This is a genomic window from Actinospineispora acaciae DSM 45401 (assembly GCF_000620785.1).
GTDB classification, from domain to species: domain Bacteria; phylum Actinomycetota; class Actinomycetes; order Mycobacteriales; family Pseudonocardiaceae; genus Pseudonocardia; species Pseudonocardia acaciae.
The window spans coordinates 322,836-347,430 of record NZ_JIAI01000006.1; the positions used below are offsets into that span (position 1 = coordinate 322,836).

Below are 24,595 nucleotides of genomic sequence, written 5' to 3' on the forward strand. Positions count from 1 at the left end.
GTCATCTCACCCGACATCGGACGCGGCAGCTACCGGACCGATAATGGCCCGCGACGACCACCGAGGAGCGAGGAGGGCGGTGAGTCACGCCGAGGCGGGTCGGCCGCCTTCTCGACTGGGACGGGACCTTCCCGCCGCGATCCTCGTCGGCGTCGGCCTGGGCGCGGTGATCCTCATCAGCCTGTTCGTCGCCCGGCAGTGGTTCATCGCGGTGGTCGCCGTCGCGATCGCGGTGGCCACCTGGGAGCTGGCCGGCGCGCTGCGCAGCGGTGGCATCAAGATCGCCGTGTGGCCGGCGCTGGTCGGCGGCCAGGCGACGCTGTGGCTGGCGTGGCCGTTCGGGGCGCTGGGCGTGCTGTCGGCCGCCGCGGTGACGGCGCTGGCGTGCCTGCTGTGGCGGATGCGGGAGGGGCCGGACGGCTACCTGCGTGACGTCAGCGGGTCCCTGTTCACCGTCATCTACGTGCCGTTCTTCGCCGCGTTCGCCGCGATGTTGGTGCTGCCCTCGGACGGCACCGGCCGGGTGCTCACCTGGATGATCTGCGTGGTCGCCTCCGACGTCGGCGGCTACGCGGCGGGCGTGGTCGCCGGGCGCCACCCGCTGGCCCCCACGATCAGCCCGAAGAAGTCCTGGGAGGGGCTCGCCGGGTCGCTGGCCGCCGGCATGGTGGCCGGCGCGCTGTGCGTGTCGCTGCTGCTGCACGGGCACTGGTGGCTGGGGGTGCCGCTGGGCGCGCTGCTGGTCGCGGTGGCCACGGCGGGCGACCTGATCGAGTCGCTGGTCAAGCGCGACCTCGGCATCAAGGACATGGGCTCGCTGCTGCCAGGGCACGGCGGGCTGATGGAGCGGATGGACTCGCTGCTGCCCACCGCGATGCTGGCCTGGCTGCTGCTCAGCCTGTTCGTGCCGATCGGCTGATGCGCGTGAGCCCGGTGCCCAGCCCGAACATCTGGCACTGGCCCGAGGTCTACGAGCGGGAGAACCGGGCGCAGGACGCGGCCGGCGCGATCTGGGCGGCGCTGCGCGAGGTGACGGACTGGGCCGGCGCCGACGTGGTGGACGTCGGCTGTGGGGACGGCTATCACCTGCCGATGTTCGCCCGCACCGCGCGCACCGTGACCGGCATCGAGCCACACCCGCCGCTGGTCGCCCGGGCCGAGCAACGAGTCGCCGGATTCGAGAACATCAAGGTGCGAGAAGCCGGCGCCGAGCTGTTGCCGCTCAAGGAGAGCAGCGCAGACCTGGTGCACGCCCGTACCGCCTACTTCTTCGGCCCGGGCTGCGAGCCGGGGCTGGCCGAGGCCGACCGGGTGCTGCGCCCCGGCGGCGTGCTCGCCATCGTCGACCTCGACGGCACCCGGGGCCCGTACGGCGACTGGATGCGCGCCGACCTGCCGCGCTACCGGCCGGCCGAGGTGGAACGGTTCTTCGAACGGCGCGGGTTCACCCTGCGGCGGGTGGACACCGAGTGGCGGTTCCCGGACCGCGACAGCCTGGAGGCGGTGCTGGCCATCGAGTTCTCCGCGCCGGTGGCCCGCCGCGCCATCGCCGCCACCGAGGGCCTGACGCTGCCCGTCGGCTACCGCCTGCACACCCGGCGCAAGCCCTCCGGCCTGCTGGTCCCCGGCGGCCGGATCAGGTGAGCCGCAGGGTGCCGCCGTCCGCGCTGACCTTCTTGGCATCCAGCGGGCGCTTGGCCGGCCCGTTCGCCACCGAGCCGTCCGCGATCTTGTACTTGCTGCCGTGGCATGGGCAGTTGATCGTCCCGCCGGCCACCGCGTTCACCGTGCAGCCCTGGTGCGTGCACACCGCCGAGAACGCCTTGAACTGACCGGCCGCCGGCTGCGTCACCACCACCTTCTGGTCGGCGAACACCTTCCCGCCGCCCACCGGCACCGAGCTGGCCGGCCCCAACGTCGCGCCGCCCTGGGCGGCGGCGTTGTCGGGTGCGGGCGCGTCGTTCGCGGCGGGCGCCGAGGACGCCGAGCCGCCGCCCCCCGACGCCGAGTAGGTCGAGCAGCCGGTGACGATCAGCGCGCTGGCCGCGCCCCCGGCGGCGAGCGCGGCACGACGATTCAGCGGGTTCGGCGGGTTCTGGTAGGTCACGTCGTAGTGTCCTTCCTCGTGGTGGGATCAGAGGTGCACGCCCTGCTTGCTGAACAGCCAGAACGCGGAGGACGCCCACAGCGCCACCAGGATGGTGAACACCAGTCCGCCGAACAAGGGGACCGCCCACTTCGGCGTCCCAGGCCGGGTGAGCGAGAGCATCTTGGTGGTGAACGCGCCGTAGAACAGGCAGCCGGCCAGTGAGTGCAGCAGCACCCGGGTGCTGTCGGCCTGGAAGCCGAACGCGAACAGGCAGTGCATCGCCACCGGGACGCTGACCAGCACCGCGATCCGCCCCGACCACCTGTGCAGGCCCGCGACCCAGCCCGGCGCGCCCTTGCGCCGGTACATCAGCCTCGCGGTGATCGGCTGGAGCAGCGCGAACACCCCGGCGACGCTGGCCAGCCAGGCCTTGACGTAACCGGGCCCGGAGAACCCCGCCAGGTTGACCGCGTAGCCGGTCGGCTCGTGCATCCGCCCGTACACGCCGAGCCCGACGGACACGATCGCGCCGATGAGCACCGAGGTCAGGAGCACGGCGGCGCGGGGCCGGGGCGCCGGCTTGCTCCTGCGGTGCCGCTCGGCGGCCGGGCGTTGCGGGCGCTCGCGGGGTTCTTCCTCCGGCTCCTCCCGCTGCTCGCGCGCCGGTGGCGTCGTCTCCTTGCGGGGGCCGGGCACGGTGATCCGGCTGGTCACCGGGTCGCCCGTCGGGTGCCCGCCGAGGGTGCGGACGCCCTGCGCGGGCAGCGGGGTGGTGAGCGGATCGGAGTCGATGATCCTGGGCGGTTCCTCGTGCCGGCTCATCGGGCGCCACCGCCGTTGCGGCCGGCCGGCGGGGCGGGGATGGCGGCCGCCGGGCCGGGGGTCGCGGAGTACTGCCACTTCGCGCCGTTGACCGACGCCGTCCCGGTCACCTTGCCGTCGCGCAGCTCGCCGGTCAGCTCGTTGGCGCCCTTGCCGCGCAGGGTCATCGACGCGCCGTCCACCCGGCCCTCGAACCAGCTCTCCAGCTTCTTGCCGTCGCACACGTAGCCTCGGGCGTTGCCGTCCGTGATCGTGATCGCCACCGTCGCCTCGCCGCCCTTGCGCCCGGCGGTACGGCCGTTGAACGCGCCGGTCACGGGCAGCGCGGCGGGGGCGGGCACGGCCGCGACGGCGGGGGGAGCGGCCGGGGCTGGGGAGCTGCCGGCGGCGTTGGACACGGCTGGGTCGTGCGTCTGGGCTGCCAGCTTGCGGCCGGCGTACATGTTCACCGCCAGCAGCGCGATGGCCAGGACGGCCATGCACAGCATGGTGAGGATCGGCCCTCGGGACCTCATGATCATCGCTCCAGGTCGGGGGTGAGCTCTGTATCCAGGCTCTACACGGACGGGGCCCGCGATCGGTTCACCGCGCCGGCGGCTTTCCGGGCATCACGCCCGCGCGCGTCAGACGGCGGCATCGTGATTTCAACCATTGAAACGTGTGGCTTGCCGCACATCGGCGCCGATGGAGATTCTCCTGCCATGGTCAGAGCCGGCGACGCGGCAGTGGGCGCGGACGAAGCCGCCGCCGAGTCGACGCCGGCCGGCGGGAACGGGCGCCCGTGGTACCGCCGGGTGGTTCGCGAGGAGCTGGGTGTCACGGCGGCGGTGGTCGTGCTGGTCGCGGTGGTCGGTTCGGCGCGGCCGGGGTTCCTGGCGCCGGCGAACCTGCTCTCGGTGGCCGAGGGCTCGGTGTACGTCGGGCTGATGGCGGCCGGCATGGTGTTCGCGCTGGCCATGCGGGAGGTGGACCTGTCCGTCGGCGGCAACTACGCGCTGTGCGTGGTGGCCGGGGCGGTGCTGATCAGGGCCGGGCTGAACCCGTGGCTGGCGCTGCCGCTGACCCTGGCGCTGGCGACCCTGGTGGGCGTGGCCAACGGGGCGGTCACCGCGTACCTGGGGCTGCCCTCGTTCATCGTGACGCTGGCCTCGGCGCTGCTGTGCCGGGGCATAGGGCTGGCGCTCGCGGACGGCAAGCAGATCACGGACCTGCCGGCGGACAGCTCGTTCTTCGTGGTCGTCGGCGGGTCGGTGCTGGGGGTGCCCACGGCGATCTGGGTGATCATCGCGTGCGCGCTGGTGCTCACCGTGGTGTTCACCAGGACGCGGTTCGGGGTACGGGTGCGCGCGATCGGCTCGAACCCGGACGCGGCGGCCTTCAGCGGCCTGCCGGTGGCCCGGATGCGGGTGGCCGCGATGGGCGTGACCGGCCTGGCCGCCGGCATCGCCGCCGCGCTCAGCCTGGCCTTCTATGTGGCCGGCGACCCGACCATCGGCAACGGCTACGAGCTGACGGCGATCGCGGCCTGCATCATCGGCGGCACCCCGCTGGCCGGCGGGCGCGGCTCGGTGCCCGGGGCGGTGGTCGGCAACCTGCTGCTGTCCACGGTGGCCGCCAGCCTGGTGTTCTTCCGGGTGCCGATCAATTGGACGACGTTCGCGACCGGCGCGGTGATCCTGGTCGCGGTGGGCTTCGACGCACTGTTGCGGCGGGTCCGCCGCCGTACGGGCGGCCGCAAAGGAGGAGGTCCGGGATGAGGCGAACACGGCTGTGTGCGACAGCGGTGGCGGCGGTCGCGGCGTGCGTGCTCTCGGCGTGCGGTGGGGGCGGCGGAGGCGGCGGGCAGTCCGGCGGGGCGCAGGGCGGCGGAGGCCAGCTGTCCATGGGCATCGCGGTGGCCAACATCAGTTTGAACTTCGCCCGCGAGATGGTGGACGGCGCCACCTCGGCCGCCCAGCACGCCGGCGGGGTGGACTTCCAGGCCGTCGGGCCGCCGAACACCGACGGCCCCGCCGAGGAGAAGCTGTTCCAGAACCTGGTCAAGACCGCGCGCGACGGCGTGGTGCTGGAGAACCTGGACCCACCGATCTTCACCCGCCCGGCCGCCCAGGCCATCGACCAGGGGGTGCCCGTGGTCGCGCTGGACACCGCGCCCACCCCCGGCAGCAAGATGAGCCTCTACGTGGGCAACGACAACTACGAGCTCGGGACCATGCTGGCGAACGAGCTGCTCAAGCGGCTGCCGCCGAACCCGAGCGGCCCGGTGGTGATCGGCGTGCCGAACCCGGGCACTCCCGTGCTGGACAGCAGGGCCAAGGGCATCGCCGACACGCTCAAGGCCAAGGCTCCCGGCATCACGCCGCTCGGCCCGTACCTGACCTACAGCGACCCGAACCAGAACCTGCAGGCCTGGCAGTCGCTGGTGCACGCCAACCCCACCGCGCTGGCCTTCCTTGGGGTCGGGGACGCCGACAGCTACGACCTCGCCAAGATCAAGCGGGACGAGAACGGCAAGTACCTGGTCGCCGGCGCCGACGTCGACGCCAAGACGCTGCAGGAGGTCAAGGCCGGCTTCGACTTCGTCACCATCGACCCGGAGCACTTCCTGAAGGGCTACATCGCCACCGCGCTGCTGATCAAGTCGGTGAAGGAGAAGACGCCGCTGCCGCAGGGCTGGCTGCACATGCCGGGCCTGGTGGTGGACCAGGGCAACATCGACACCATCCTGAAACGGCAGACCTCGCCGCAGGCGGCCTACGACTACTACAAACCGGAGATCGACAAGATCCTGGCCAACCCGAACGCCTACCTGCGCCCGCTCGGCGATGCCCGCTGACCCGACCGCCGACGTGGTCCTGCGGGCCACCGGGGTGACCAAGCACTTCGCCGGGGTGACGGCGCTGCGCGGGGCCGGGATCACGCTGCGCGCCAGCGAGGTGCACGCCCTGGTCGGGGAGAACGGCGCCGGCAAGAGCACGCTGGTCAAGGTGCTCTCCGGGGTGGTCCGGCCGGACGCGGGCCGCGTCGAGGTGGACGGCGCCGAGCTGGCCGCCGGCAGCGCCTCGGCCGCCGCGGCGCACGGCGTCGCCGCCGTCGCCCAGGAGCTGAGCCTGTTCGGGGACCTGACGGTGGCGGAGAACCTGTTCCCCAACCGCCCGCCCACCGTCGCCGGGCTGACCAGCGCCAGGGCGGTCGCGGCGAAGGCCGGCCCGGTGCTGGCCCAGCTCGGCCTGGACGTGCCGATGCACGCCCGGGTGGCGACGCTGCCGCTGGCCGACCGGCAGCTGCTGGAGGTGTGCCGGGCGATGGTGGCCGGCCCCCGGGTGCTGATCCTGGACGAGCCGACCTCCTCGCTGCCCCGGGCCGCCGCGGTCAGGCTGCGCGGGGTGATCCGCGCGTTGGCCGGACAGGGCATCGCGGTGCTCTACATCTCGCACTTCCTGGAGGAGGTGCTCGAGCTCGCCGACCGGATCACGGTGCTGCGCGACGGCAAGGTCGTGCGCGACGGGGTGCCCAGCGCCTCGGTGCGGCTGGCCGACCTGGTCACGGCGATGCTCGGGGACGCCCCGCCGGAGCGCCGGCACCGCACCCGCCGCACGGGCGCCATGCACGCCGTCGCGGCGTTCGAGCACGTCGATCTGCCCGGGCGGCTGGTGGACGTGTCGTTCACCGCGAGCGCCGGCGAGGTGGTCGGCCTGGCCGGTCTGGAGGACGCCGGCCACCTCGCCGCGCTGGAGGTGGTCACGGGCCGGGCCGGCGCCTTCTCGGGCGCGGTGGAGGTGGCCGGCGGCCCGGCGCCCCGGTCGCTGCGCGCGGCGATCCGCTCCGGCGTGGCGTTCGTGTCCAGCGACCGCAAGCGCTACGGGCTGATGCTGGACGAACCGGTCTGGCTCAACGTCGGCGCGGTGCGCTGGCTCGGGCTGGGCCGGGGCGGCGGCTGGCTGAAGGTCTCGGAGCTGGTGGCCGCCTCGGTCGGGTACGGCCGGCGGCTGCGCATCCGGGGCAGCGCGCACCAGCCGGCGGGCAGCCTCTCCGGCGGCAACCAGCAGAAGGTCGTGCTGGCCAAGTGGCTGGAGTCGGACCCGGTGCTGATGGTCCTGGACGACCCGACCCGTGGCGTGGACGTCGGCGCGCGGGTCGAGGTGCACGACGTGATCGCCGAGCTGGCCGACGCCGGCACCTCGGTCCTGCTGGCCTCCACCGACCTGACCGAGCTGGTCGCGGTGTGTGACCGGGTGCTGGTGTTCCAGCGCGGCCGGATCGTGCGGGAGCTGGCCGGCGACACCCTGACCGAGGCGGAGCTCAGCGTCGCCATGAACGCCGGCTTCACCGCCGTGTAGCCGGCTCGAACAGCAGCGGCTTGCTCAGCGTCCGCCGGACCGGGGACCGCTCGATGCTGGCCACCACCTCGTCGTATCGGGCGTCGTCCTGCGGCGGGTCCAGCGTGAGCCGGTAACGGAACGTGCTCGCCTCCTCGGTCCGCTCCAGCTCCACCTCGACGTTCACCTCGACGCCGGACACCCCCATCCGCTCCAGCGCCATCCGCGCGGTGATCGTCATGCAGCTGGCCAGCGCGGCCTCCAGCAGCTCGTGCGGGCGCGGGCCGGCGTGGCCGCCGACGCCGTTCTTGAGGGTGTCCGCCGTCCCGCTGTTCGGGCCGGCGCGGAACCTGACCTGGTACGGGGTGGGCAGTGCCGAAGCTTCGACCACTATCGACTCCTTTCGCTCATGTGCTTGGCCGCCGCGCGACACAGGCCGTCGAGCACCCGGCGGACCTGCGGCCGGGCGCTGTCGCCGGGCCGGGTGAGGGCGGTGACCGTGCGGGTCACCGGCCGGCGCAGCGGGTGGACGCTCACACCGGAGAACCGCTCGGGCATGGCCATCCGGGGGATCAGGGCCGCGCCGGCTCCGGCGGCGACCAGCTCGGCGAGCACCGCGAAGTCGGTGGCCTGGGCGGTCGCCTTCATCACGAACCCGGCCGCGCCGCAGGCCCGCCTGATCATCTCGTGGCAGGACGTCTCCGGGCCGGGGACCAGCCAGTTCGCCGACGCGAAGTCCGACAGCTCCGCCGCCGCACCCGGGCCGAGGCCGCGCGCGGCGGCGTCGTCGGGATGCAGCGCGAGCAGGACCGGCTCGTCGAGCAGGTGGTGCCGGTCGCGGTCGGGCAGCTCGCGGGGCAGCAGGCTGTAGGCGTGCACGACCGCCACGTCGACGTCGTGGGCGAGCAGGGACTCCACCGACCTGTCCGGCTCCTGCTCGACCAGCCGCAGCTCCAGCTCGGACGGCCACAGCCGGGCCACCAGCGCCCGGGCGGCGGACGGGAACGCGGCGATCCGCACGGTGCCCAGCGCCCCGCCGCGCAGCGCGGACAGCTCCGCCTCGGCGGTGGCCAGGTTGCCGAGCACCACCTCGGCGTGGGTGGCGAGCAGCCGGCCGGCGGGGGTCAGCGCGAGCGTGCGGCCGCGCTTCTCCAGCAGCGCGACGCCGGCCTCGCGCTCCAGCGCGGCCAGCTGCTGGGACACCGCCGGCCCGGTCAGGCGCAGCGCCTCGGCGGTGGCGGCCACCGTGCCGCGCAGCGAGAACTCGCGCAGCAGGCGCAGCCGGCGGACGTCAAGCACTGGCTGCCGGGCCGTCGCCGAGGACGGCGACCGCCCGGTCCACGTCGGCGGGGGAGATGTCCAGGTAGAACACCGCGCGGATGCCGTCGGGCCCGGACGGGAGCACCTGAACGCCCCGCTCGTACGCCCGGTCGACCACCTCGCCGGCGTCCACACCGGGCATCCGGAAGCGCACGATGTTGGTCTCGACGGTGTCCAGGTCGAGCTCGACACCGGGCAGCGCCTCGACGCCCTCGGCGAACCGGCGGGCCAGCGCGTGCGTCTCGGACAGCCGCTCGCGGTGGTGGCGCAGCGCGTACAGGGCGCCCGCCGCGATGATCCCGGCCTGCCGGAAGCCACCGCCGAACTGCTGCTTGAACCGGCGGGCGCGGTCGGTCAGCCGGCGCGGCCCGGCCAGGCACGACCCGACCGGCGCTCCCAGCGCCTTGGAGAAGCAGACGCTCACGGTGTCGAACGGCTCGGCGTACTCCGCCTCGCCGACCCCGGTGGCGGCGCACGCGTGCCAGAGCCGCGCGCCGTCCAGGTGCAACGCCAGCCCGTGCTTGCGGGCGGCCTCGGCGACCTCGCGCACGGCCGTGACCGGCCACACCGAGCCGCCGCCGATGTTGTGGGTGTTCTCCACGCAGAGCAGCCTGACCGGAAGCACCACGGTGGACGGCATCGACCGGTGCGGCCGGCCCACCGCGGCCTCGACGTCCGCCGGGGTGAACACGCCGCGCACCCCCGGCAGCGTCCGGGGCAGCACGCCGGACAGCGCGGCAGGGGCGCCGCCCTCCAGCAGGTACACGTGCGCGGCCTGGTCGAACAGCACGGCGTCGCCCGGCTCGGTGTGCACCCGGATGCCGACCTGGTTGGTCATCGTGCCGGTCGGCATGTACACCGCGTCCTCCTTGCCCAGCAGCCGGGCCGTCTCGGCCTCCAGCTCCCGGACCGTGGGGTCGTCGCCGTACACGTCGTCACCGACCGCCGCGGCGGCGATCGCCTCCCGCATCGCCGGCGTCGGGCGGCTGCAGGTGTCGCTGCGCAGGTCGATCACGAAGTACCCCTTCTCGTCCGTCGTTGCCGTTGCTAGCGTGACCGCCCGCAAGCATAACGCATTGTTTTCTGTCCTTTGCTAACCAGTAAGCCTGTCTTTCTGGAGGGTCGATGCCCACGTACGTCATCCACACCCACGACGGGACGCTCACCGCCGAGCGCAGGGAGGTGCTCGCCCGGCGGGTCACGATCGCGCACAGCCGCGCGACCGGCGCCCCGCCGTCGTTCGCCCAGGTCATCTACCAGCGGCTTGCGCTGGGTGACCACTTCATCGGCGGTGAGCTCGCGGACGCGCCGTCGGTGTTCGTGCACGGCCACATCCGCGACGGGCGCACCCGGGAGGCCAAGGCCGAGCTGGCCTCGGGCATCCGCGACGGCGTCGTCGAGGTGGCCGGCGTCCCCGAGGACGCGGTCTGGGTGTACCTCTGCGAGGTCCCGGCCGCGCAGATGGTCGAGTTCGGCCGGGTGCTGCCTGAGCACGGCCGCGAAGGGGAGTGGATGGCCAGCCTGGACGAGCCGTTGCGCGAGCGGTTGCTGGCGCTCGGCCGGCGGCTGGAGTGAGCTACGAGGCCGACGCCGTGGCCAGCTCGCGGCTCAGCGCCTTGGCCGCCACGCAGATCGTCGGCGCCAGCCGCTCGACGGCGATCTGGTGCGTCCCCCCGGTGACCGAGATCGACGCGATCACCCGGCTCGCGCCGTCCAGCACCGGGGCGGCCACCGCCACCACGCCGATCTCGGACTCCTCGACGTTGACCGCGTAGCCCCGGTCCCGGGTGCGGTCCAGCTCGCGGCGCAGCATGCCGGCCAGCACGATGGTGCGCGGGGTGAGCCGGCTCAGCCCGCCGTCCAGCGTGCGGTGCAGCCGCTCCGGCGGCCCCAGCGCCAGGAACACCTTCCCGGTCGCCGTGCAGTGCCCCGGCAGCCGGCTGCCCGGCCGGGACACGATGGGCGTCGACCGGTGCCCGGTCAGCTTCTCCAGGAACAGCGTGTCCGTGCCGTGGTAGACCGCCAGGTGCACGTTCTCGTGCGTGGCCTCGTACAGATCCTCCAGGTACGGCAGGGCCCGCCGCCGCAGCTCGCGCTGCCGTGGCACCTGCTGCCCCAGGGTGAACAGCCGCAGCCCGAGCCGGTAGCCACCCCCGGGCGTCTGCTCCACCCCGCCCCAGGCCAGCAGTTGGCGCAGCAGCCGGTACGCGGTCGGCTTGGGCAGCCCCGTGCGGGCGGACAGCTCCGCCAGGCTCAGCTCGGTGTCCGCCGGCCCGAACGCGTCGAGCAGCCGCAACCCCCTGGCCAGCACCGACTTGGGCGGCACCGGCCCAAGCGGGCGCTCGCTCGACATCGCGCCGGACTCACCGGGGTTCCGCATCCGTGCAGCATCGTGCACCCGCCCGCCGGTGACCAGGTTTGTTACGAACCGGTGTCCGGGTCATGGGACAATAAGCAGGTCATGACCTCCCTGCCCCTGGTGTTCGACGCCCCGAAACGCGGCCTCCCACCTCGCCACCTTGCCGACCTCTCCACCGGAGACCGCCGGGACGCGGTGACCGCGCTGGGCGAGCGGGCGTTCCGCGCCGACCAGCTCTCCCGCCACTACTTCACCCGCCTGACCGTCGACCCCGGCGAGATGACCGACATCCCGGCGGCCAGCCGCGAGCGACTGCTCAACGACCTCATCCCGCCGCTGTTCACCGTCGTCCGCAAGCTGAGCTGCGACGACGGCACGACCCAGAAGGCGCTGCTGCGCGCGCACGACGGCACGCTGGTCGAGAGCGTCCTCATGCGCTACCCCGACCGCGCCACGCTGTGCATCTCCAGCCAGGCCGGTTGCGGCATGGCCTGCCCGTTCTGCGCCACCGGCCAGGGCGGGCTGAACCGCAACCTGTCCACCGCCGAGATCGTCGAGCAGGTGCGGATGGGCGCGGCGGCGATGCGCGCGGGCGAGCTGCCCGGCGGCCCCGGCCGGCTGTCCAACATCGTGTTCATGGGCATGGGCGAGCCGCTGGCCAACTACCGGCGGGTGGTGGACGCGGTGCGCCGCATCACCGAGCCGTCGCCGGCCGGGCTGGGCATCTCCGCGCGCGGGGTGACGGTGTCCACCGTCGGCCTGGTGCCGGCGATCGACAAGCTCGCGGGGGAGGGGCTCGCGGTCACCCTCGCGGTGTCCCTGCACACCCCGGACGACGAGCTGCGCGACACGCTGGTGCCGGTGAACAACCGCTGGAAGGTCACAGAGGTGCTGGCCGCCGCCCGCCGCTACGCCGACACCACCGGCCGCCGGGTGTCCATCGAGTACGCGCTGATCAGGGACGTCAACGACCAGCCGTGGCGGGCCGAGATGCTCGGCAAGCTGCTCGCCAAGCACCTGACCACCCGGCTGGTGCACGTCAACCTCATCCCGCTCAACCCCACGCCAGGGTCGAAGTGGGACGCCAGCCCGCCGCACGTCCAGGACGAGTTCGTGGCACGGGTGCGCGCCACCGGCGTGGCCTGCACCGTCCGCGACACCCGTGGCCAGGAGATCGCCGCCGCCTGCGGCCAACTCGCCGCCGACGGTTAGCGCTCACCGGGGCAGGGGCATCGTCCAGTCGTCCGCGCGGTAGCCGACGGTGACGCGGTCGGCGGCGGGGGATACGGCGAGGCGGACCTCTTCGGCGTTCTCCGGTTCGCCCAGGTCCTCGCCGGCCGCCCAGGCCACGAGCGCGCGCAGGCAGCCGGAGTGGGTGGCCACCACTACGTGTCCGGGCGCTGTCAGCGACGCGGCGGTGGTCAGCAGGCGGCGGACGACGGAGGCCGGCGGCTCGTGCCAGAGCAGCGGCGTGTGCAGCCAGAAGCCCATGGCGTCGCCGGCCTCGTGCGCGCGCCAGAACCTGCGGGCCTCGGCGGCCCAGCCCCCGTCCGAGGTGGCGAGCAGGGCGTGGGCCTGGGTGGGTTCGAGCTCGCGGCCGTCCACCGACACGTACAGGTTGCGGAAGCCGTCGTCGCGGTGGCAGCCGTCCGAGGGCAGGCCGGCCTCGGCGAGCGCCTTGTGCACGGACTCGGCGGTCGCGCGGGCACGTTCGGTGGGGGCGTAGCGGACCTCGACCGGCGTGCCCGGGGCCAGCGAGCGGGCGAGCGCCACGCCGTACTCCGAGGACTGCCGCACGCCGCGCGCGGTGAGCCCGGCGTCGCTGTCGTAGCTGGCGGTCTCGCCGTGCCTGACCAGGTGGATCATGGCCGGAACACGCGCGGGCCGGCGCCGTCGGCGGGGATGCCCAGCCGGTCCAGGATGCGGCGCACCGAGCCGGCGGGGTCGGTGACGTCGAAGTGCTCGGTCGGCATGCCCACGGCGGCCGCGCCGCGCAGGTTGGACGGCAGGTCGTCGACGAACAGGCACCGCCGCGGGCGCTCGTCCAGCCGCGCGGCGGCCCACCGGAACACCGACGGATCCGGCTTGAGCACGCCGTACTTCGAGGCCTCCAACAGCGCGTCGAACTGGCCGAACTCCGGGAACCGAGTAGGCCACCCGTCACCGAACCAGTGCGCCATGTCGTTGGTCAGCGCCGCGATCCGGGCCCGGCCCACCGCCGCGCGCAGCAGCTCCCTGATCTCGGCCCGCACGCCCAGCCGGGTGCGGAAGTACTCGCCGATGTCCAACCCCGGCCGGTCCGCCGAGACCTCGGCCCAGTACTCCCGCTCCTGCAGCCGGCCGCGCTCCACCTCGGCGTACCGGGGATCGTCCCCGAACGGCCCGCGCGGGAACCCAGGGTCGTCGACCACCTCGAACAGCGTCGGCACCACCACGCCACCCAGGTCGAGCAGCACGGTGGTGATCGTGTGCGCCTCCCGGCCGGCGGCGCGGGCCCTTATCGCCGCCCCACGCCGCACCGTCCGGAGACGGGTGGCGCGCCAGCCGATGTCCGCGGTCATCGGTCCAGCACGGTGACCACGCCGGTGTTGCCGTCCACCCGCACCCGCTGCCCGTTCTCCAGGGTGGCCACCGCCCGCCCGGTGCCGACCACCGCCGGCAGCCCGTACTCCCGGCAGACGATCGCGGTGTGGCTCATGATCCCGCCCACGTCGCTGACGGTCGCCGCGATCCGGGAGAACACCGGCGCCCAGGCCGGCGAGGTCGCCGGGCAGACCAGCACCTCGCCGTGCTGCACCTGGGCCAGCTCGGTGGCCGACCGCACCACCCGCACCGGCCCCTCCACCACCCCGGGCGAGCCCGCGATCCCGCGCAGCGAACCGTCGGACCCACCGCCCGTACCGTCCTCCAGCCAGCGCGACACGGAGTCCGTCGTGATGCCCCACAGCATGATCGTCAACGGCTCGCTCACGCTCGTCGGCGGCGGCCCCAGCGCGGGCGGCGGCTGCCAGGCCTCCAGCGCGGCGAAGATCTCCCGGCGCCGCGCGATGATCGGCCCGAAGTGCGCGCGGCCCCGCCCGGGCGCGCCGGTCGACCACGCCGCCACCGTGTCGAAGATCAACTCGGTGACCTCGGTGCGGCGCAGGAAGAACAGGTCCTCGGGGTCGTCCAGCACGCCCATCGCGGTCAGCGAGGCGGCCAGCTCCCTGGACTTCGCCCAGAACGCCGTCCAGGTCCAGTGCTCGATGTAGAGCACGTGCTCCTCGATGTAGCGGAACACCTGCCTGGCCAGCGTCACCAGCTCGTCGAAGCTCGCGGCGTCCTCGGCGCCGACCAGCGCCCGGTACTCGGCGGTGATCCGGTCGCGCTCGGAGAGCACCTGCTCGGTGGGCCGGTCGATGGCCTCGCCGGCGCGCAGCTTGCCCAGGTAGTCCCGCACCGAGCCGTACGGGATCTCCAGGTGGTCGTCCCAGGTGCCGAACCGGTGGTCGCCGCCGGGGTGGCCGGGGTCGCAGCTGATGTGGAACCACGGGTCCCTGGTGGACTCCCAGTCGTTCACCCACTCCCGGCCGGCCTCGGTGTTCCGCAGCGCGCGCAGCGCCTCGGTGAGGTTCTCCTGGCCGAGGATGACGTCCCCGACGCCGAGCCGTTCGGCCTCCTTGGCCAGGCGCTTGAGCTCGTCGTCCGGCCGGTAGAGGTCCACGTGCAGGCCGCCGACCATCCGCGACACCGACTGGTCGCTGATCCCGGGGAAGGCGCGCTGGCAGAACTGGAAGAACGTGAGGTACGCGGCATAGCCGATGTTGAGCAGCTCGAAGTGCCACTGGTACGTCTCGTACATGGTGGTGACCATCAGCGCGAAGTCGCGCTCCCAGCGGAACCCGACGGAGTGGCCCAGCCGCGAGGTCACCGTCTCCAGGGGCTCGCGGTCGGGCAGCGGGTCGAAGCGCAGCGAGCGGATCAGCGCCACCCGCTCGGCGACCTTCTCCTTCCAGCCCTCGTAGATCGCGTCCCACTCCCTGTAGTAGGAGCCGGCGCGCTCGCCGAACGCCTCCGCCCGCTCGGCCACCTGGTCAGCGGGGGCCTCGACCGGCGTGACGTAGAGCCGGCCGTTGAGGATGCGCTGCTCGACGCCGAAGGCCGGCGGCATCGCGAAGATCCGGGTGTTCATCCCGCCCAGCGCCTGCCACCAGCACTCGCACTGGATCTCGTCGTACGGATAGATCACGTACGGGTGGTGCAGCGCGTCCTGGAACCAGAACTTTCCCTCGTCGGCCTCGCGCCGGTCCTCGCCGAACAGGTGGTACCAGTTGTACATCGACTCCCAGCCCTCGGCGCCGGGCGGGGTCTCGATCTCGAACGGACTGGGAAAGGAGCTCATCGAAGTCCTCGGGTCCGGTCGCCGCTCAGGGCGGCGATGACGTGGGTCAGGGCGTCCGAACTACCACCACCGGTCACCGACTGGGCCGGGCGGGCGCTCCAGGCGGTCTCCGGGCGGGACTGTAGTAGGTACAGCCGTCCGTGATCGAGCGCGAATTCGCCGTCCTGGGGGCGGCCGGCGTGGCGCTCGACCCGGCGGGCCAGGTCGACCAGCTCGTCGAGTTGTTCGTCGGTCAGTGAGGGGCGGTTCCGGTCGGCGTCGGGGACCGCGACCACGGCGGTGCCGATGCCGGTGGTGGGGTCGCGGACGGCGCGGCTGGGCTTGTCCGCGACGGCGCGGTCCAGGATCTCCCTGGTCACCTTGTCGATCATGAACCGGTCGGGGTTGACCTGGCCGCTGACCAGCGGTTCGCCCAGGCCCCACACGGACTCGACGACGATCTTGGAGCGGTCGCCGTTGGCCGGGTTCAGCGTCATGAACACCCCGGAGGCGGTGGCGTCGACCATCTGCTGGACGACCACCGCCATGGCGTCGTCGCCGTGAGCAACGCCCCGGTAGGAGATCGCGCGGGCGGTGAACAGGCTGGCCCAGCAGCGCCGGACCGCCTCGCTGACCGCGTCCTCGCCGCTCACCCACAGGTACGTGTCGTGCTCGCCCGCGAAGCTGCGCTCGGCCGAGTCCTCCGCGACCGAGCTGGACCGCACCGCCACCGCCGCGTCGGCACCCAGTTCCCGGTAGGCCGCGCGCAGCTCGGCGTCGGCGGCGTGCCCGGCGGTGCCGTCGAACACCAACCGCCGCACCCGCGCCGAGATCTCCTCCAGCGCCTCGGTGTCCTCCCCGATGGCAGCCACCAGCGAGCCGATCTCCTCAGCGAGGCCACCGTCGCCCGACACGGCGTCCCGATAGGCGTCGGCGGTGAGTACGAACGCCGGCGGCACCCGCGCACCGAGGCGGTGCAGCTCGTCGAGCGCCCGCCCCTTGCCGCCCGCCTGGTCGGCGCCCAGCGGCTCGGCACCGGCGCCGATCCAGCGAATCACCGGACGGCGCCCGGTTCGGGTGCCCCGTCGTAGTTCGACACCAGCGCGACCACCGCGGCGTCCACCGACGACACCCCGCACGCGGCGGCCGCGGCGTCGTCGGTGGTCACCAGCACGGTCGCCCCGATGCCGACGTCGAGCAGGTCCACCGCGACGGTGGTCCGACCGTCGGTCACGTCGCGGACCAGCAGGAACCGGCGCCCGGCCAGTGCGGGCAGCTGCCGGTCCGACCAGGCCCGGCCGACGATCTGCCCGAGGATCACCGCCCGTCCCCGGACGGCAACGCCAACACCGCGTTCTGCAGCGCGGCCGCGCGGTGGGTCTCCAACAGCGCTGACGACTCCGCGCTGGGCCTCGGGTACAGCTGGGCGGCGCGCAGCTCGCCGTAGCGCTTCACCGCGGCCGAGCCCGCGTCCAGCGCCTGGCGCACCGCGGCGAGCTGGCCCTGGATGGCGGCGATCAGGTAACCGCTCGACACCCGGTCCACCGCGATGCACTGCACGTCCGCCGTCTTGATCATGGCCTCGATGCCGGCGGTGAGCGCGACGATGCCGCGCGTCTCGATCAGGCCGATCGCATTGCCTCGGGCGCGTTCCGTGGACGCCATCTCTGTCCTCAGCTTCCTTCGAGCAGGCTGGTCTGGCTGGCGAGCGCCGCGACCGTGTCGCACGGGTTGGCGAACACGATCGACTGCACGGCCCCGCCGGAGATCACCTTCGCGGTCTCCTCGCCGATCTCGGTCGCCTCCTCGACGGTGGCCAGGTCGCCCGATAAGGCCACCGCGACCAGCCCGCCGCCGAGCCGGACCACGCCCTCGACGGTGACGTTCGTTGCCTTCACGATCGCGTCCACCGCGTCGTATATGGGGATGAAACCCTCGGCCTGGATGAAGCCCACCGACGTGTTTGCCATTACTTCCTGTCCCTTTCCGTTCGCCAGAGCAGCACCGCCCCGCCGGTACCCCAGATCGGTCCGTAGGCCAGCAGCTCGGCCGGCGTGCGCAGCGCGTCGGCGCCGTGCAGGAACGCGAGCGCGCGGAACTGGCTGTCCACCGCCGCCTCGGCCGCGTATGCCTCCCGCATGGCCAGCGCCTCGTCCGCCTGGCCGTGGGTGAGCGCGTCCAGCATCCGCCGGTTCCACTTGTCCTGGACGGGCGTCGCGAGGGCGTCCTCGGACGGCTCGATCCAGCGCTGGATCAGCCCGGAGGACAGCCCGGACACCACGACCACACCCACCCGGCGCCCGTCGCTGGCGGCCACGGCGGTGCGCCCGAGCGTGGCGATGTCCTCGACGTCGGCGTAGAGGTTGCACGACACCAGCGCGAACCGGAACCGCCGCCCGGGATCGAGCAGCGCGGTGGCGACCACCGTCCCGGTGTCGATCGGGAAGCCCTCGTAGAGCGTCCCCCTGGCCTGCAGCCCGCGCTCGGCCACCAGCCCCATCCAGCGCTCGGTCAGCGCGGCGTCGATGCGGAAGTCGTAGGCGAGGCGGCCGTAGTCGTAGGCGTACCAGTTCTCGTCGGTGCGCTGCCCGCTCGGGTTCGGGTCGAGCTGGAACTGGTGGCCCAGCACGGTGAACCACTGGGTGGACAGCATCAGCACGGTGTCCACCCGGGCCTCGCGGAAGTGCTCGCCCACGGCTTCCGAGGCCACCCGCAGGTCGGCCCAGCTCGTCGCCGGCTGTTTCGCCAGCAGGTGCGGCATGCCCGGCAGCAGGGCGGCGGCCACCACCGCGGACTGCTCAGCCACGGCCCGGCCGCCATTCGATGACGGCGTTGCCGGTGCCGATGATCGTCCCGTAGCCGAGCACCTCGCCGCTGGTCGCCGGCCAGTCCATGGAGGCCAGCAGCCAGTTGAGGCTGCCCGACTTGGTCTCAGCCTCGGTCGCGGCGATGTGCTCGGGGATCGCGGTGCGCAGCGCGCTCGTTGGTTGGTTGCGCACGATGTCCAGCAGCTTCATGTCGGCCCGGTACTGGTCGTTGTTGAACGGGCGCTCGGCGGACATGTCCTCGGGCAGCTCGGCCTCCCGGTCGAAGTGCAGGTGCGAGAGCGTGTTCGAGGCCAGCAGCACGGCGCGCCGGCCGGTGCGCTCGATCGCCTCCCTGGTGGCGCGGCCGAGCACCTCCATCTCGTCCAGCTCGGCGTCGGCGTAGAAGTACGGGTTGTTGTTCGCGCTGATCGACACGACCGGGATGTCCCAGGCCGGGTTGACCATGTGCAGGGCGCCGATCGTGGCGTAGTCGACGCGCACGCCCGGCTCCCGCATCCCCCGGCTGACCAGGCCGTTCGCCTCGCAGCGGGCGACCAGCTCCTCGGCAAGCGCCACGTCGGTGCGAAAGTCGTAGTGGTAGCGGAACAGGTGCGGGAAGATCGGCTCGACGGAGACGCCCTTCGGGTTCGGCACGCAGTTCACGTGGTGGCCGACCATGGTGATCCAGTGCGGGGCGTGCACCAACAGCACGTCCGGCGCCAGCGCCCGCACCCGCCGCCGCACCTCCTGGTACGCCCACCGCAGCAGGTCCCAGCCGCCGGTGCTCCTCGGCTCGTTCTGCGGCGGGTTGTCCGCGTAGATCAGGTGCGGCGGGTGCGGCGCGAGGTAACCGGCGACGATCCCCGCTTTCTCCGCCGTCGGAGCCTCGGCGACACGCTCGGCGGGTTCGGCTCGTCGGGCGCGCCCGGGTGGGTCCAGATGAAAGACGCGCGACATGAGTGGCCACGCTAGGGCTTGCGGTGCGGCCAGGTCTGCCTTTCCGTCCAGTACCGCTGGACGCAAAGGCCACCATTCATGGTCACTTTGTTCTACCGTTGTCGTGTGAACGAGGGGGTCGCGTCCGTCGTCAAAGCGACGCGGGTTTTGAGGGCGTTCACGCCGAATCTTCCGGTGCTTTCGGTGCGCCAGGTGTCGGCGCGGACGGGCATTCCGCGCAGCACCGCGCACGTGCTGTGCCAGACGTTGGTGTCGGTCGGTTTACTGGCCGTCTCCGACGGCGGGTACGAGCTGGGGCCGCTGGTGCTCGAGCTCGGCGGCCAGGTGATCGAGCGGACCGGCCTGGTGCGGGCCGCCGAGGACACCGTCGACCGGCTCATCCGGATACCCGAGCAGGAGGTGCACCTCGGCCAGCTCACCCACGGCTGGATCGTGTACCTGCACCGCAAGGCCGGCACCCGCCGCTCGGACATGGACAACCGGGTCGGCCAGCGCGCGCCCGCGCACCTGACCGGGTGCGGCAAGTCGGCGCTGTGCTGGCTGCCGTTTACCGAGGTCACCGAGCACGTGCGGCGTTGCTGCGAGGAAGACGGGCGGGAGCCGCCGGACATGGCGGCGCTGGAGCACGAGCTGGCGCGCGGCCGGATGGACGGCTACGTGGTGTCCCGTTCGTTCCAGCGCGGGCGCACGTCGGTCGCGTCGGCGATCCGGGACGCGTCCGGCTGTCCGGTCGGCGGGCTGTCCGTCGCCGGCCCGTCCGAGATCTTCACCGCCAACGTCATGGCCAACTCGCGCGCCTCCGTGGTGGAGGCCGCCGCCATGATCAGCAAGAAGATCCTCAACTACACCGGGAGCTGGGCGCTGGCCGGCCAGAACGCGGTCCTTCCGACCGAGGCGCGCCGGGCCTGAGCCCCGCTTTCTCGGCGGCGCGGCCCTATATGTGTAGACGATATATCCAGATACGATATGACAAAGTATTACTTTCAGGTGAAAATGATTGAGCCGTCCCATCAGGCTGGACACCGCGCTGGTGACCGGTGTGAAAGGGCCTTAGCGTTCGGGGCTCCAGCGAAGGGACGGGTCGACATGCGCGCATATCGTGGCTGCTCCATGCGGACGGCACGTCGATGAGCGCGCTCGTCGGGGGTGGGGCTCAGGTGCTCGGTGCGCAGCCCAAGGTCCAGTTCGACGTGCCGCACTCGGCGCGGATCTGGAACTACTGGATGGGCGGCAAGGACAACTACCCGGTCGACCGGCTGGCGGGCGACGCCGTCGCGGCCGTCTACCCCAGGATGGGCCTGCTGGCCAAGCAGTCCCGGCAGTTCCTGATCCGGGTGGTGCGGTTCCTGGCGGGCGAGGCCGGGGTGGACCAGTTCCTGGACATCGGCGCCGGCCTGCCCATCATGCAGAACACCCACGAGGTGGCCCACGAGATCGCGCCTCGGGCCCGGGTGGTCTACGTGGACAACGACCCGCTCGTGCTCACGCACGCCCGCGCGCTGCTCACCCACACCACCCCGGAAGGGGCGACCGCCCACATCGGCGCCGACTGCCGCGACCCTGACGTCGTCCTCGCCGGCGCCCGGGGCGTGCTCGACCTCGACCGCCCGGTCGCCGTGATGCTCATGGGCGTGCTCGGCTACGTCTCCGACACCGACCAGGTGCGGGAGATCGTCGCGCGCACGATGGACGCCGTCCCGTCCGGCAGCTACCTCGCCCTCTGGGACTGCGTGAGCACCAGCAAGGCCATGCGCGCCGTGGAGGCCGCCTACGCCCGGACCGGCGCGATGCCCTACACCGTGCGCGACGTCGACCTGCTCGCCGGCTGCTTCGACGGCCTCGACGTGGTGGACCCCGGGTTCGTCTCGATCTCCCAGTGGCGTCCGGAGGCCGGTCAGGTCGGCGGCGCGATCGCGGTGGACGGCTACGGCGCCGTGGCTCGCAAGCCCTGACCCCGACTCATCCCTGGTTGCCGAACTCCTGGTAAATGGGCGCCAGGAAGGTAGACAGGTGGGTGAACTCGGTCTGGTCGTGCAAGAGCAACTCGTAGGCCATGCCGAGCGCCTCGGCACGTTCCTCGTCGGTGCTGTAGGTCTTGCCTCGGTCGAAGATGTAGCGGCTGCGCAGCTCGAAACCGTCGGCCGTGGTACGGACGAGGTGGAGCATGACGCCGTTGTTCATGCTGAGCTTGCCGCACGCGTGGGCGCTGACGTCGGATCGGGCGAAGCGGCTGGCGTCGAAGCCCAGTTCGGAGGGGTGGAAGAACTGGGCGGTGAGCTCCGAGCGCATGGGGCCGATGTACTCGATGATGTCGTGGGTGTTGCCGATGTAGCGATCGACGTCAGCGACACCGGGCCGGCTGAGGACGTCCTGGTCGCGTGGGATGGCCTGCTGGTGGTTGTAGGGGTACCACAGTGAGTAGCGCTCGGGCTCGACGGAATGCCACCAGAACCACCATGTGAACATCTCCGGTGTGCAGCCGGGGAAGCGGGTGAGGCTGGTGACGTACGGGTGGCCGTCGTCGGTGACGCAGAAGCCGGTCTCGACCTTGTGGTAGCCGGCGTCCAGCAGGGCGTTGAGGTCCTCGGGCGAGGTGGTGAGGGCCGCATCGGAGGGCATGGCGCCCTGGATGGCGGGCATCACGTCGTCGTGAAGCCACAGATCGCCGTTGAAATACTTGGCGTACGGCTTGCCTTTGATCCGTTCACTGTTGCGCCGGAACAGATCCTGGGTGGCGACCGGGTAGTAGGTCACGGGAAGCATGGCGGTTCCCTTCCTTTCCTGTCAGTCGTTGTCGTGGCGTACGGGTTCGCCGCCGTCCGGAGCCGGAGCACCGGACGACGTGGCGGAGCGGCGGCGCAGCCGGGTGAGAAGCAGGCGTCCTCCGGATTCGCCGATGACGATGCCGAGCAGTCCGACCAGCGCAATCCACGGCGGGGCCGGGGTGGGCACGCCCATGAGCCAGCACAGGAATCCGGCGAGGATGCCCGCACCGAGGGAGAGCGCGTAGCGGACGACGGTGCGGCTCATGTGACCGCTTCGATAACGCCGAAGCCGATCAGCATGCCGGCCAGTCCGGTCAGGGCGACCGGAGGGGGCGCCGGGGAGGGCACCCTGATCAGTGCGTACATGATTCCGAGGCCGATTCCGGCAGCCAGTGCCTGGGCGTACGAGAACACCCTTCACCTCCTGCGATCACGACGCCGTGCACCACCGGCGATGTGGATGGACCGAGGCCGAGGCCCGATCGGATGTCTACGTGCGGGCCGCCTCCCAACTCGTGGGTTCGGCGTCGAGCTCGATGTCGAGGGTCTCGAGCAACCGGGCGGTGATCATGTAGTGGCTCACGAGGAGGGTGACCGTGGCCACGTCCTGGTGGATGGCGCCACCTTGCGGATGCTGCGTAGCCTAACCCTGTTCTCAAGTGTGATATAAGAGATATCACCTGATTGAGAGGGTTGCCCGGAAATCGTCGCGCGGCTGATGGACGCCGTGCCGTCCGGCAGCTGCCTCGCGCTGTGGGACTGCGTGAGCACCAGCAAGGCGATGCGCGCGGTGGAGGCCGCCTACGCCCGGACCGGCGCGGTGCGCGATGTTGACCTGCTCGCCGGGTGCTTCGACGGCTGGACGTGGTGGCTCCATCCCGGTGGACGGCTACGGCGCCGTGGCCCGCAAGCCCTGACCCCTCGCTAGCGGCCCTCGCCGCAGTACCCGTCGCCATCGCCGTCGCGCTCGCCGGGCAGGCACGGGTGACCGCTGTGGCCGGTGCGTCGTTTCGTGGGCTTGTGGTCGCTTTCCTGGCTCGGTTCGGGCGCGGGATCGGGTTCGGGGGCCGCGATGCGCTGGGGCGCGGGGATCTTCGGTAGCTGCAATGGCGGCCCACACGGCGGGCCGAACTGACCGATGTGGCCTTGTTTCGACACGCCGGCGGCCTGTGCGATCGTCTGGACGTAGGTGGCGTTCGCGCCGCCCTGCGCATAGGCGTCCGCGTATCCGGAAGTGGCAAGGGAGTATCCCAGGTCGTCCGTATAGCCGGAGCCGACCTGGAGGTATGCCCACAGGCTTCCGAACGGGTCCGTCCCGGCGTTGGGTTCCAGCACCAGATTGGCCGCCGCGCCCTCGACCGTCTTGCCGCGCACAAGCCGAAGGGCCTCTTTGCCTCCGCACGTGCCGGCGCCCGCGACGACGACGCCGGCCAGCCGGATCCGGCGGCCGTCCGTGAGCTGGTACGTCGCCGCGTCCTGCACGCGCGCTATCGTGACCACCTCGCCGCCGATATGGCAGCCGCCGTACGTGGTGTACACGCCCGTCTGGCCGTAGGTATAAGGGCACGGGCTCGGCCGAACCGGCGCCGATGGAGCGGCCTGTGGCGCTCCGACATTCGACGGTTCTTCCTTGTTTCCGAGGCTGCACGCACCAATGATCACGAAAAGCACGACCAGGATCACAGCCCAGCCTTTAGCCGTATCGGAGCCGCGCCGATCCGCCATGAGTTTCTCCATAAAGAAGTCGAGGCGTCCCGACCGGTCGCCCCCGGCTTTCACTCTTCGTCGCCCCGACCGGAGTCGTTAGCGACCAATCCCGAGTTTCCGGCGAATCACACGAACGGCGTATTCAGTGTGCTTTTCTATCGGTGGCCATGGGTGCGAGTCCCTGCTCGGCCTCCGGTGCCTCGATCAGGTCGAGGTCGCGGACGCAGAAGCGGTGGTGCTCGAAGGTCTCGTTGAGCACCGTGGCGAGGCACTGCCGCACCAGGCGGCCCCGGGCGTACGGCGGCCAGACGTCGTCGTCGGGCACCGGCGCTCGCGCCGCGAGCCGCACGGCGGTGACCTCGTCGAGCCAGGCGTCGAGCTCGGCGGCCTGTGCGGCACGCACGCTCACGATCTCGTCGAGGGCCGGATCGAGCGAGGGGTCGAGCCCGTGCGCTCCGCGATAGGGCTCGACGGTCGGCCCGATGCCCATCGGCGTGAACGGCTCCGTCGAGCCCAGGCAGCAGCGGCGGAACCACGAGTCGTGGACGAAGACCAGGTGGCGCATCGTCTGCACCGCCGACCACTCGTCGTTCACGGCGCGGCGCTCGACGCCGGGCGTACGGCGGATCCGCTCGATCGTGGCGGCCCAGCCGGCGTGGAGCTGGCGCGATGCCTCGCGCAGATCGGCGGGGTCCTCGGAGCGGATCAGCACCCGCACCGGATGACGCCGGTCGAGCTCTGCCTCGACGTACTCGGTGACCTCGACACCGTTGACCACGAGGTTGCTGACGAGCCCGTCGATCACTGCATCCTTCATGACGACGCCGACCAGGCGCGCCCCGGTCAGATCGCACTCGCGGAACTCCGCGCCGCGCAGATCCTCGTCGACATACCGAGTCATGCTCCGCATACTAGTGCCGCGACACAAAAGGCTCGGCACGTTTCTCGGCGGCCCAGACGCCGCCTGGCGGCGTTGTCGTCGCCCCAGATACAACCCCGGTATCTGGGGCTCCGAATCAGACGCAGCCTTGCCAGCCGACGCCTGGATCCACCGAATAAACGCACCAGCCTTCCGTGTCACGGCACTAGA

General features: G+C 72.1%; 31 protein-coding genes. 10 read left to right on the forward strand and 21 right to left on the reverse strand.

The annotated features are described in order from the left end of the window. Positions 1 to 43 precede the first annotated feature (43 nt). Positions 44 to 919 (forward strand): phosphatidate cytidylyltransferase, encoded by an 876-nt coding sequence (locus tag N912_RS0127155; RefSeq protein ID WP_051580850.1) that lies wholly within the window; start codon positions 44 to 46, stop codon positions 917 to 919. Beyond that, positions 919 to 1,644 carry a class I SAM-dependent methyltransferase gene (locus N912_RS0127160; RefSeq protein WP_037066734.1) on the forward strand — a complete coding sequence of 242 codons (726 nt, stop codon included), beginning with the start codon at positions 919 to 921 and terminating at the stop codon, positions 1,642 to 1,644. The genes N912_RS0127155 and N912_RS0127160 overlap by 1 nt, the downstream gene beginning before the upstream one ends. On the opposite strand, the gene N912_RS0127165 is transcribed toward N912_RS0127160, so the two are convergent. From N912_RS0127165 to N912_RS60745, 3 genes are read right to left on the reverse strand one after another with little or no spacing between them, the layout of a single operon-like run. Further along, positions 1,637 to 2,107, reverse strand: coding sequence for a Rieske (2Fe-2S) protein (locus N912_RS0127165; protein WP_037066737.1), 471 nt, complete (start codon positions 2,105 to 2,107; stop codon positions 1,637 to 1,639). The two genes, N912_RS0127160 and N912_RS0127165, sit on opposite strands and share 8 nt — an antisense overlap. A 27-nt stretch (positions 2,108 to 2,134) precedes the next feature. Further along, complete coding sequence (locus tag N912_RS0127170; RefSeq protein ID WP_245645435.1) at positions 2,135 to 2,911, reverse strand: DUF6529 family protein; 777 nt, start codon at positions 2,909 to 2,911, stop codon at positions 2,135 to 2,137. Continuing rightward, complete coding sequence (locus N912_RS60745; RefSeq protein ID WP_156994047.1) at positions 2,908 to 3,426, reverse strand: hypothetical protein; 519 nt, start codon at positions 3,424 to 3,426, stop codon at positions 2,908 to 2,910. Before N912_RS60745 ends, N912_RS0127170 begins: the two co-directional genes overlap by 4 nt. A 186-nt stretch (positions 3,427 to 3,612) precedes the next feature. Between N912_RS60745 and N912_RS54905 the strand changes: the two genes are divergently transcribed. From N912_RS54905 to N912_RS54910, 3 genes are read left to right on the forward strand one after another with little or no spacing between them, the layout of a single operon-like run. Then, a complete protein-coding gene (locus N912_RS54905) occupies positions 3,613 to 4,668 on the forward strand; it encodes an ABC transporter permease (protein WP_051580852.1) in 1,056 nt (351 codons plus the stop codon). After that, on the forward strand, positions 4,665 to 5,747 hold the full coding sequence (locus N912_RS0127185) for a substrate-binding domain-containing protein (protein WP_037066739.1): 1,083 nt from the start codon (positions 4,665 to 4,667) through the stop codon (positions 5,745 to 5,747). Before N912_RS54905 ends, N912_RS0127185 begins: the two co-directional genes overlap by 4 nt. Next, complete coding sequence (locus N912_RS54910; RefSeq protein ID WP_037066740.1) at positions 5,737 to 7,251, forward strand: sugar ABC transporter ATP-binding protein; 1,515 nt, start codon at positions 5,737 to 5,739, stop codon at positions 7,249 to 7,251. The genes N912_RS0127185 and N912_RS54910 overlap by 11 nt, the downstream gene beginning before the upstream one ends. Here the strand turns inward: N912_RS54910 and N912_RS0127195 are convergent. The 3 genes from N912_RS0127195 to N912_RS0127205 are packed head-to-tail and all read right to left on the reverse strand — an operon-like array spanning position 7,238 to position 9,565. Continuing rightward, positions 7,238 to 7,621: an OsmC family protein gene (locus N912_RS0127195; RefSeq protein WP_028924882.1), complete on the reverse strand. Its 384-nt coding sequence runs from the start codon at positions 7,619 to 7,621 to the stop codon at positions 7,238 to 7,240. The genes N912_RS54910 and N912_RS0127195 overlap by 14 nt on opposite strands. Further along, on the reverse strand, positions 7,621 to 8,529 hold the full coding sequence (locus tag N912_RS0127200; protein ID WP_028924883.1) for a LysR substrate-binding domain-containing protein: 909 nt from the start codon (positions 8,527 to 8,529) through the stop codon (positions 7,621 to 7,623). The genes N912_RS0127195 and N912_RS0127200 overlap by 1 nt, the downstream gene beginning before the upstream one ends. After that, complete coding sequence (locus N912_RS0127205; RefSeq protein ID WP_028924884.1) at positions 8,522 to 9,565, reverse strand: threonine aldolase family protein; 1,044 nt, start codon at positions 9,563 to 9,565, stop codon at positions 8,522 to 8,524. Before N912_RS0127205 ends, N912_RS0127200 begins: the two co-directional genes overlap by 8 nt. Before the next feature lie 110 nt (positions 9,566 to 9,675). Between N912_RS0127205 and N912_RS0127210 the strand changes: the two genes are divergently transcribed. Further along, entirely contained in the window at positions 9,676 to 10,125 is a 450-nt protein-coding gene (locus tag N912_RS0127210) for a tautomerase family protein (protein WP_028924885.1), read from the forward strand. Between the two features lies 1 nt (position 10,126). On the opposite strand, the gene N912_RS0127215 is transcribed toward N912_RS0127210, so the two are convergent. Continuing rightward, positions 10,127 to 10,930 (reverse strand): IclR family transcriptional regulator, encoded by an 804-nt coding sequence (locus N912_RS0127215; protein ID WP_342670877.1) that lies wholly within the window; start codon positions 10,928 to 10,930, stop codon positions 10,127 to 10,129. An 81-nt stretch (positions 10,931 to 11,011) separates the two neighbouring features. Here N912_RS0127215 and rlmN point away from each other — a divergent pair, with 81 nt between their 5' ends. Beyond that, positions 11,012 to 12,121, forward strand: a complete 1,110-nt coding sequence (gene rlmN / locus N912_RS0127220; protein ID WP_028924887.1) for a dual-specificity RNA methyltransferase RlmN — start codon at positions 11,012 to 11,014, stop codon at positions 12,119 to 12,121. A 3-nt stretch (positions 12,122 to 12,124) separates the two neighbouring features. Here the strand turns inward: rlmN and N912_RS0127225 are convergent, their stop codons facing one another. The 9 genes from N912_RS0127225 to N912_RS0127265 are packed head-to-tail and all read right to left on the reverse strand — an operon-like array spanning position 12,125 to position 19,033. Further along, positions 12,125 to 12,775, reverse strand: a complete 651-nt coding sequence (locus N912_RS0127225) for a histidine phosphatase family protein (protein ID WP_028924888.1) — start codon at positions 12,773 to 12,775, stop codon at positions 12,125 to 12,127. Beyond that, complete coding sequence (locus N912_RS0127230; protein ID WP_028924889.1) at positions 12,772 to 13,470, reverse strand: HAD-IA family hydrolase; 699 nt, start codon at positions 13,468 to 13,470, stop codon at positions 12,772 to 12,774. The genes N912_RS0127225 and N912_RS0127230 overlap by 4 nt, the downstream gene beginning before the upstream one ends. Then, positions 13,467 to 15,290, reverse strand: a complete 1,824-nt coding sequence (locus N912_RS0127235; RefSeq protein WP_028924890.1) for a PEP-utilizing enzyme — start codon at positions 15,288 to 15,290, stop codon at positions 13,467 to 13,469. Before N912_RS0127235 ends, N912_RS0127230 begins: the two co-directional genes overlap by 4 nt. Further along, a complete protein-coding gene (locus tag N912_RS54915; protein WP_037066743.1) occupies positions 15,287 to 16,327 on the reverse strand; it encodes a PEP/pyruvate-binding domain-containing protein in 1,041 nt (346 codons plus the stop codon). The genes N912_RS0127235 and N912_RS54915 overlap by 4 nt, the downstream gene beginning before the upstream one ends. After that, positions 16,324 to 16,590 (reverse strand): EutN/CcmL family microcompartment protein, encoded by a 267-nt coding sequence (locus N912_RS54920; RefSeq protein WP_051580853.1) that lies wholly within the window; start codon positions 16,588 to 16,590, stop codon positions 16,324 to 16,326. The genes N912_RS54915 and N912_RS54920 overlap by 4 nt, the downstream gene beginning before the upstream one ends. Next, a complete protein-coding gene (locus N912_RS0127250; protein ID WP_028924891.1) occupies positions 16,587 to 16,934 on the reverse strand; it encodes a BMC domain-containing protein in 348 nt (115 codons plus the stop codon). The genes N912_RS54920 and N912_RS0127250 overlap by 4 nt, the downstream gene beginning before the upstream one ends. Before the next feature lie 8 nt (positions 16,935 to 16,942). Beyond that, positions 16,943 to 17,239: a BMC domain-containing protein gene (locus tag N912_RS0127255; protein ID WP_028924892.1), complete on the reverse strand. Its 297-nt coding sequence runs from the start codon at positions 17,237 to 17,239 to the stop codon at positions 16,943 to 16,945. Then, positions 17,239 to 18,075: a DODA-type extradiol aromatic ring-opening family dioxygenase gene (locus tag N912_RS0127260; protein ID WP_028924893.1), complete on the reverse strand. Its 837-nt coding sequence runs from the start codon at positions 18,073 to 18,075 to the stop codon at positions 17,239 to 17,241. The genes N912_RS0127255 and N912_RS0127260 overlap by 1 nt, the downstream gene beginning before the upstream one ends. Further along, complete coding sequence (locus tag N912_RS0127265; protein WP_084211250.1) at positions 18,068 to 19,033, reverse strand: DODA-type extradiol aromatic ring-opening family dioxygenase; 966 nt, start codon at positions 19,031 to 19,033, stop codon at positions 18,068 to 18,070. Before N912_RS0127265 ends, N912_RS0127260 begins: the two co-directional genes overlap by 8 nt. 78 nt (positions 19,034 to 19,111) lie before the next feature. On the opposite strand from N912_RS0127265, the gene N912_RS0127270 reads away from it, so the two are divergent. After that, on the forward strand, positions 19,112 to 19,942 hold the full coding sequence (locus N912_RS0127270; protein WP_084211251.1) for an IclR family transcriptional regulator: 831 nt from the start codon (positions 19,112 to 19,114) through the stop codon (positions 19,940 to 19,942). Between the two features lie 218 nt (positions 19,943 to 20,160). After that, positions 20,161 to 20,985 carry an SAM-dependent methyltransferase gene (locus N912_RS0127275; protein WP_051580854.1) on the forward strand — a complete coding sequence of 275 codons (825 nt, stop codon included), beginning with the start codon at positions 20,161 to 20,163 and terminating at the stop codon, positions 20,983 to 20,985. A 7-nt stretch (positions 20,986 to 20,992) separates the two neighbouring features. Here N912_RS0127275 and N912_RS0127280 read toward each other — a convergent pair whose 3' ends face one another. The 3 genes from N912_RS0127280 to N912_RS62375 are packed head-to-tail and all read right to left on the reverse strand — an operon-like array spanning position 20,993 to position 22,212. Continuing rightward, entirely contained in the window at positions 20,993 to 21,796 is an 804-nt protein-coding gene (locus tag N912_RS0127280) for a DAPG hydrolase family protein (RefSeq protein WP_028924897.1), read from the reverse strand. 21 nt (positions 21,797 to 21,817) lie between these two features. Beyond that, a complete protein-coding gene (locus tag N912_RS54925) occupies positions 21,818 to 22,063 on the reverse strand; it encodes a DUF1427 family protein (protein ID WP_051580855.1) in 246 nt (81 codons plus the stop codon). After that, positions 22,060 to 22,212 (reverse strand): DUF1427 family protein, encoded by a 153-nt coding sequence (locus tag N912_RS62375; RefSeq protein WP_084211252.1) that lies wholly within the window; start codon positions 22,210 to 22,212, stop codon positions 22,060 to 22,062. The genes N912_RS54925 and N912_RS62375 overlap by 4 nt, the downstream gene beginning before the upstream one ends. Before the next feature lie 304 nt (positions 22,213 to 22,516). On the opposite strand from N912_RS62375, the gene N912_RS0127300 reads away from it, so the two are divergent. Then, on the forward strand, positions 22,517 to 22,726 hold the full coding sequence (locus N912_RS0127300; protein WP_028924898.1) for a hypothetical protein: 210 nt from the start codon (positions 22,517 to 22,519) through the stop codon (positions 22,724 to 22,726). On the opposite strand, the gene N912_RS54930 is transcribed toward N912_RS0127300, so the two are convergent. Continuing rightward, complete coding sequence (locus N912_RS54930) at positions 22,723 to 23,523, reverse strand: thermonuclease family protein (protein ID WP_156994049.1); 801 nt, start codon at positions 23,521 to 23,523, stop codon at positions 22,723 to 22,725. The two genes, N912_RS0127300 and N912_RS54930, sit on opposite strands and share 4 nt — an antisense overlap. 124 nt (positions 23,524 to 23,647) lie before the next feature. Further along, positions 23,648 to 24,406 carry a DinB family protein gene (locus tag N912_RS54935; protein ID WP_051580856.1) on the reverse strand — a complete coding sequence of 253 codons (759 nt, stop codon included), beginning with the start codon at positions 24,404 to 24,406 and terminating at the stop codon, positions 23,648 to 23,650. Positions 24,407 to 24,595: the final 189 nt, after the last annotated feature.

Excerpts from the sequence above, each read along its gene's own strand:
- N912_RS0127225 (WP_028924888.1), bottom strand. The coding sequence starts at position 12,775 with ATGATCCACCTGGTCAGGCACGGCGAGACCGCCAGCTACGACAGCGAC.
- N912_RS0127230 (WP_028924889.1), bottom strand. The coding sequence starts at position 13,470 with ATGACCGCGGACATCGGCTGGCGCGCCACCCGTCTCCGGACGGTGCGG.
- N912_RS0127215 (WP_342670877.1), bottom strand. The coding sequence starts at position 10,930 with ATGCGGAACCCCGGTGAGTCCGGCGCGATGTCGAGCGAGCGCCCGCTT.
- N912_RS0127170 (WP_245645435.1), bottom strand. The coding sequence starts at position 2,911 with ATGAGCCGGCACGAGGAACCGCCCAGGATCATCGACTCCGATCCGCTC.
- N912_RS0127210 (WP_028924885.1), top strand. The coding sequence starts at position 9,676 with ATGCCCACGTACGTCATCCACACCCACGACGGGACGCTCACCGCCGAG.
- N912_RS0127280 (WP_028924897.1), bottom strand. The coding sequence starts at position 21,796 with ATGCTTCCCGTGACCTACTACCCGGTCGCCACCCAGGATCTGTTCCGG.
- rlmN (WP_028924887.1), top strand. The coding sequence starts at position 11,012 with ATGACCTCCCTGCCCCTGGTGTTCGACGCCCCGAAACGCGGCCTCCCA.
- N912_RS54930 (WP_156994049.1), bottom strand. The coding sequence starts at position 23,523 with ATGGCGGATCGGCGCGGCTCCGATACGGCTAAAGGCTGGGCTGTGATC.
- N912_RS0127250 (WP_028924891.1), bottom strand. The coding sequence starts at position 16,934 with ATGGCGTCCACGGAACGCGCCCGAGGCAATGCGATCGGCCTGATCGAG.
- N912_RS54910 (WP_037066740.1), top strand. The coding sequence starts at position 5,737 with ATGCCCGCTGACCCGACCGCCGACGTGGTCCTGCGGGCCACCGGGGTG.
- N912_RS0127270 (WP_084211251.1), top strand. The coding sequence starts at position 19,112 with ATGGTCACTTTGTTCTACCGTTGTCGTGTGAACGAGGGGGTCGCGTCC.
- N912_RS54925 (WP_051580855.1), bottom strand. The coding sequence starts at position 22,063 with ATGAGCCGCACCGTCGTCCGCTACGCGCTCTCCCTCGGTGCGGGCATC.
- N912_RS0127275 (WP_051580854.1), top strand. The coding sequence starts at position 20,161 with ATGAGCGCGCTCGTCGGGGGTGGGGCTCAGGTGCTCGGTGCGCAGCCC.
- N912_RS0127160 (WP_037066734.1), top strand. The coding sequence starts at position 919 with ATGCGCGTGAGCCCGGTGCCCAGCCCGAACATCTGGCACTGGCCCGAG.
- N912_RS0127155 (WP_051580850.1), top strand. The coding sequence starts at position 44 with ATGGCCCGCGACGACCACCGAGGAGCGAGGAGGGCGGTGAGTCACGCC.
- N912_RS54935 (WP_051580856.1), bottom strand. The coding sequence starts at position 24,406 with ATGACTCGGTATGTCGACGAGGATCTGCGCGGCGCGGAGTTCCGCGAG.
- N912_RS0127265 (WP_084211250.1), bottom strand. The coding sequence starts at position 19,033 with ATGTCGCGCGTCTTTCATCTGGACCCACCCGGGCGCGCCCGACGAGCC.
- N912_RS0127255 (WP_028924892.1), bottom strand. The coding sequence starts at position 17,239 with ATGGCAAACACGTCGGTGGGCTTCATCCAGGCCGAGGGTTTCATCCCC.
- N912_RS54905 (WP_051580852.1), top strand. The coding sequence starts at position 3,613 with ATGGTCAGAGCCGGCGACGCGGCAGTGGGCGCGGACGAAGCCGCCGCC.
- N912_RS0127235 (WP_028924890.1), bottom strand. The coding sequence starts at position 15,290 with ATGAGCTCCTTTCCCAGTCCGTTCGAGATCGAGACCCCGCCCGGCGCC.
- N912_RS0127185 (WP_037066739.1), top strand. The coding sequence starts at position 4,665 with ATGAGGCGAACACGGCTGTGTGCGACAGCGGTGGCGGCGGTCGCGGCG.
- N912_RS60745 (WP_156994047.1), bottom strand. The coding sequence starts at position 3,426 with ATGAGGTCCCGAGGGCCGATCCTCACCATGCTGTGCATGGCCGTCCTG.
- N912_RS0127300 (WP_028924898.1), top strand. The coding sequence starts at position 22,517 with ATGGACGCCGTGCCGTCCGGCAGCTGCCTCGCGCTGTGGGACTGCGTG.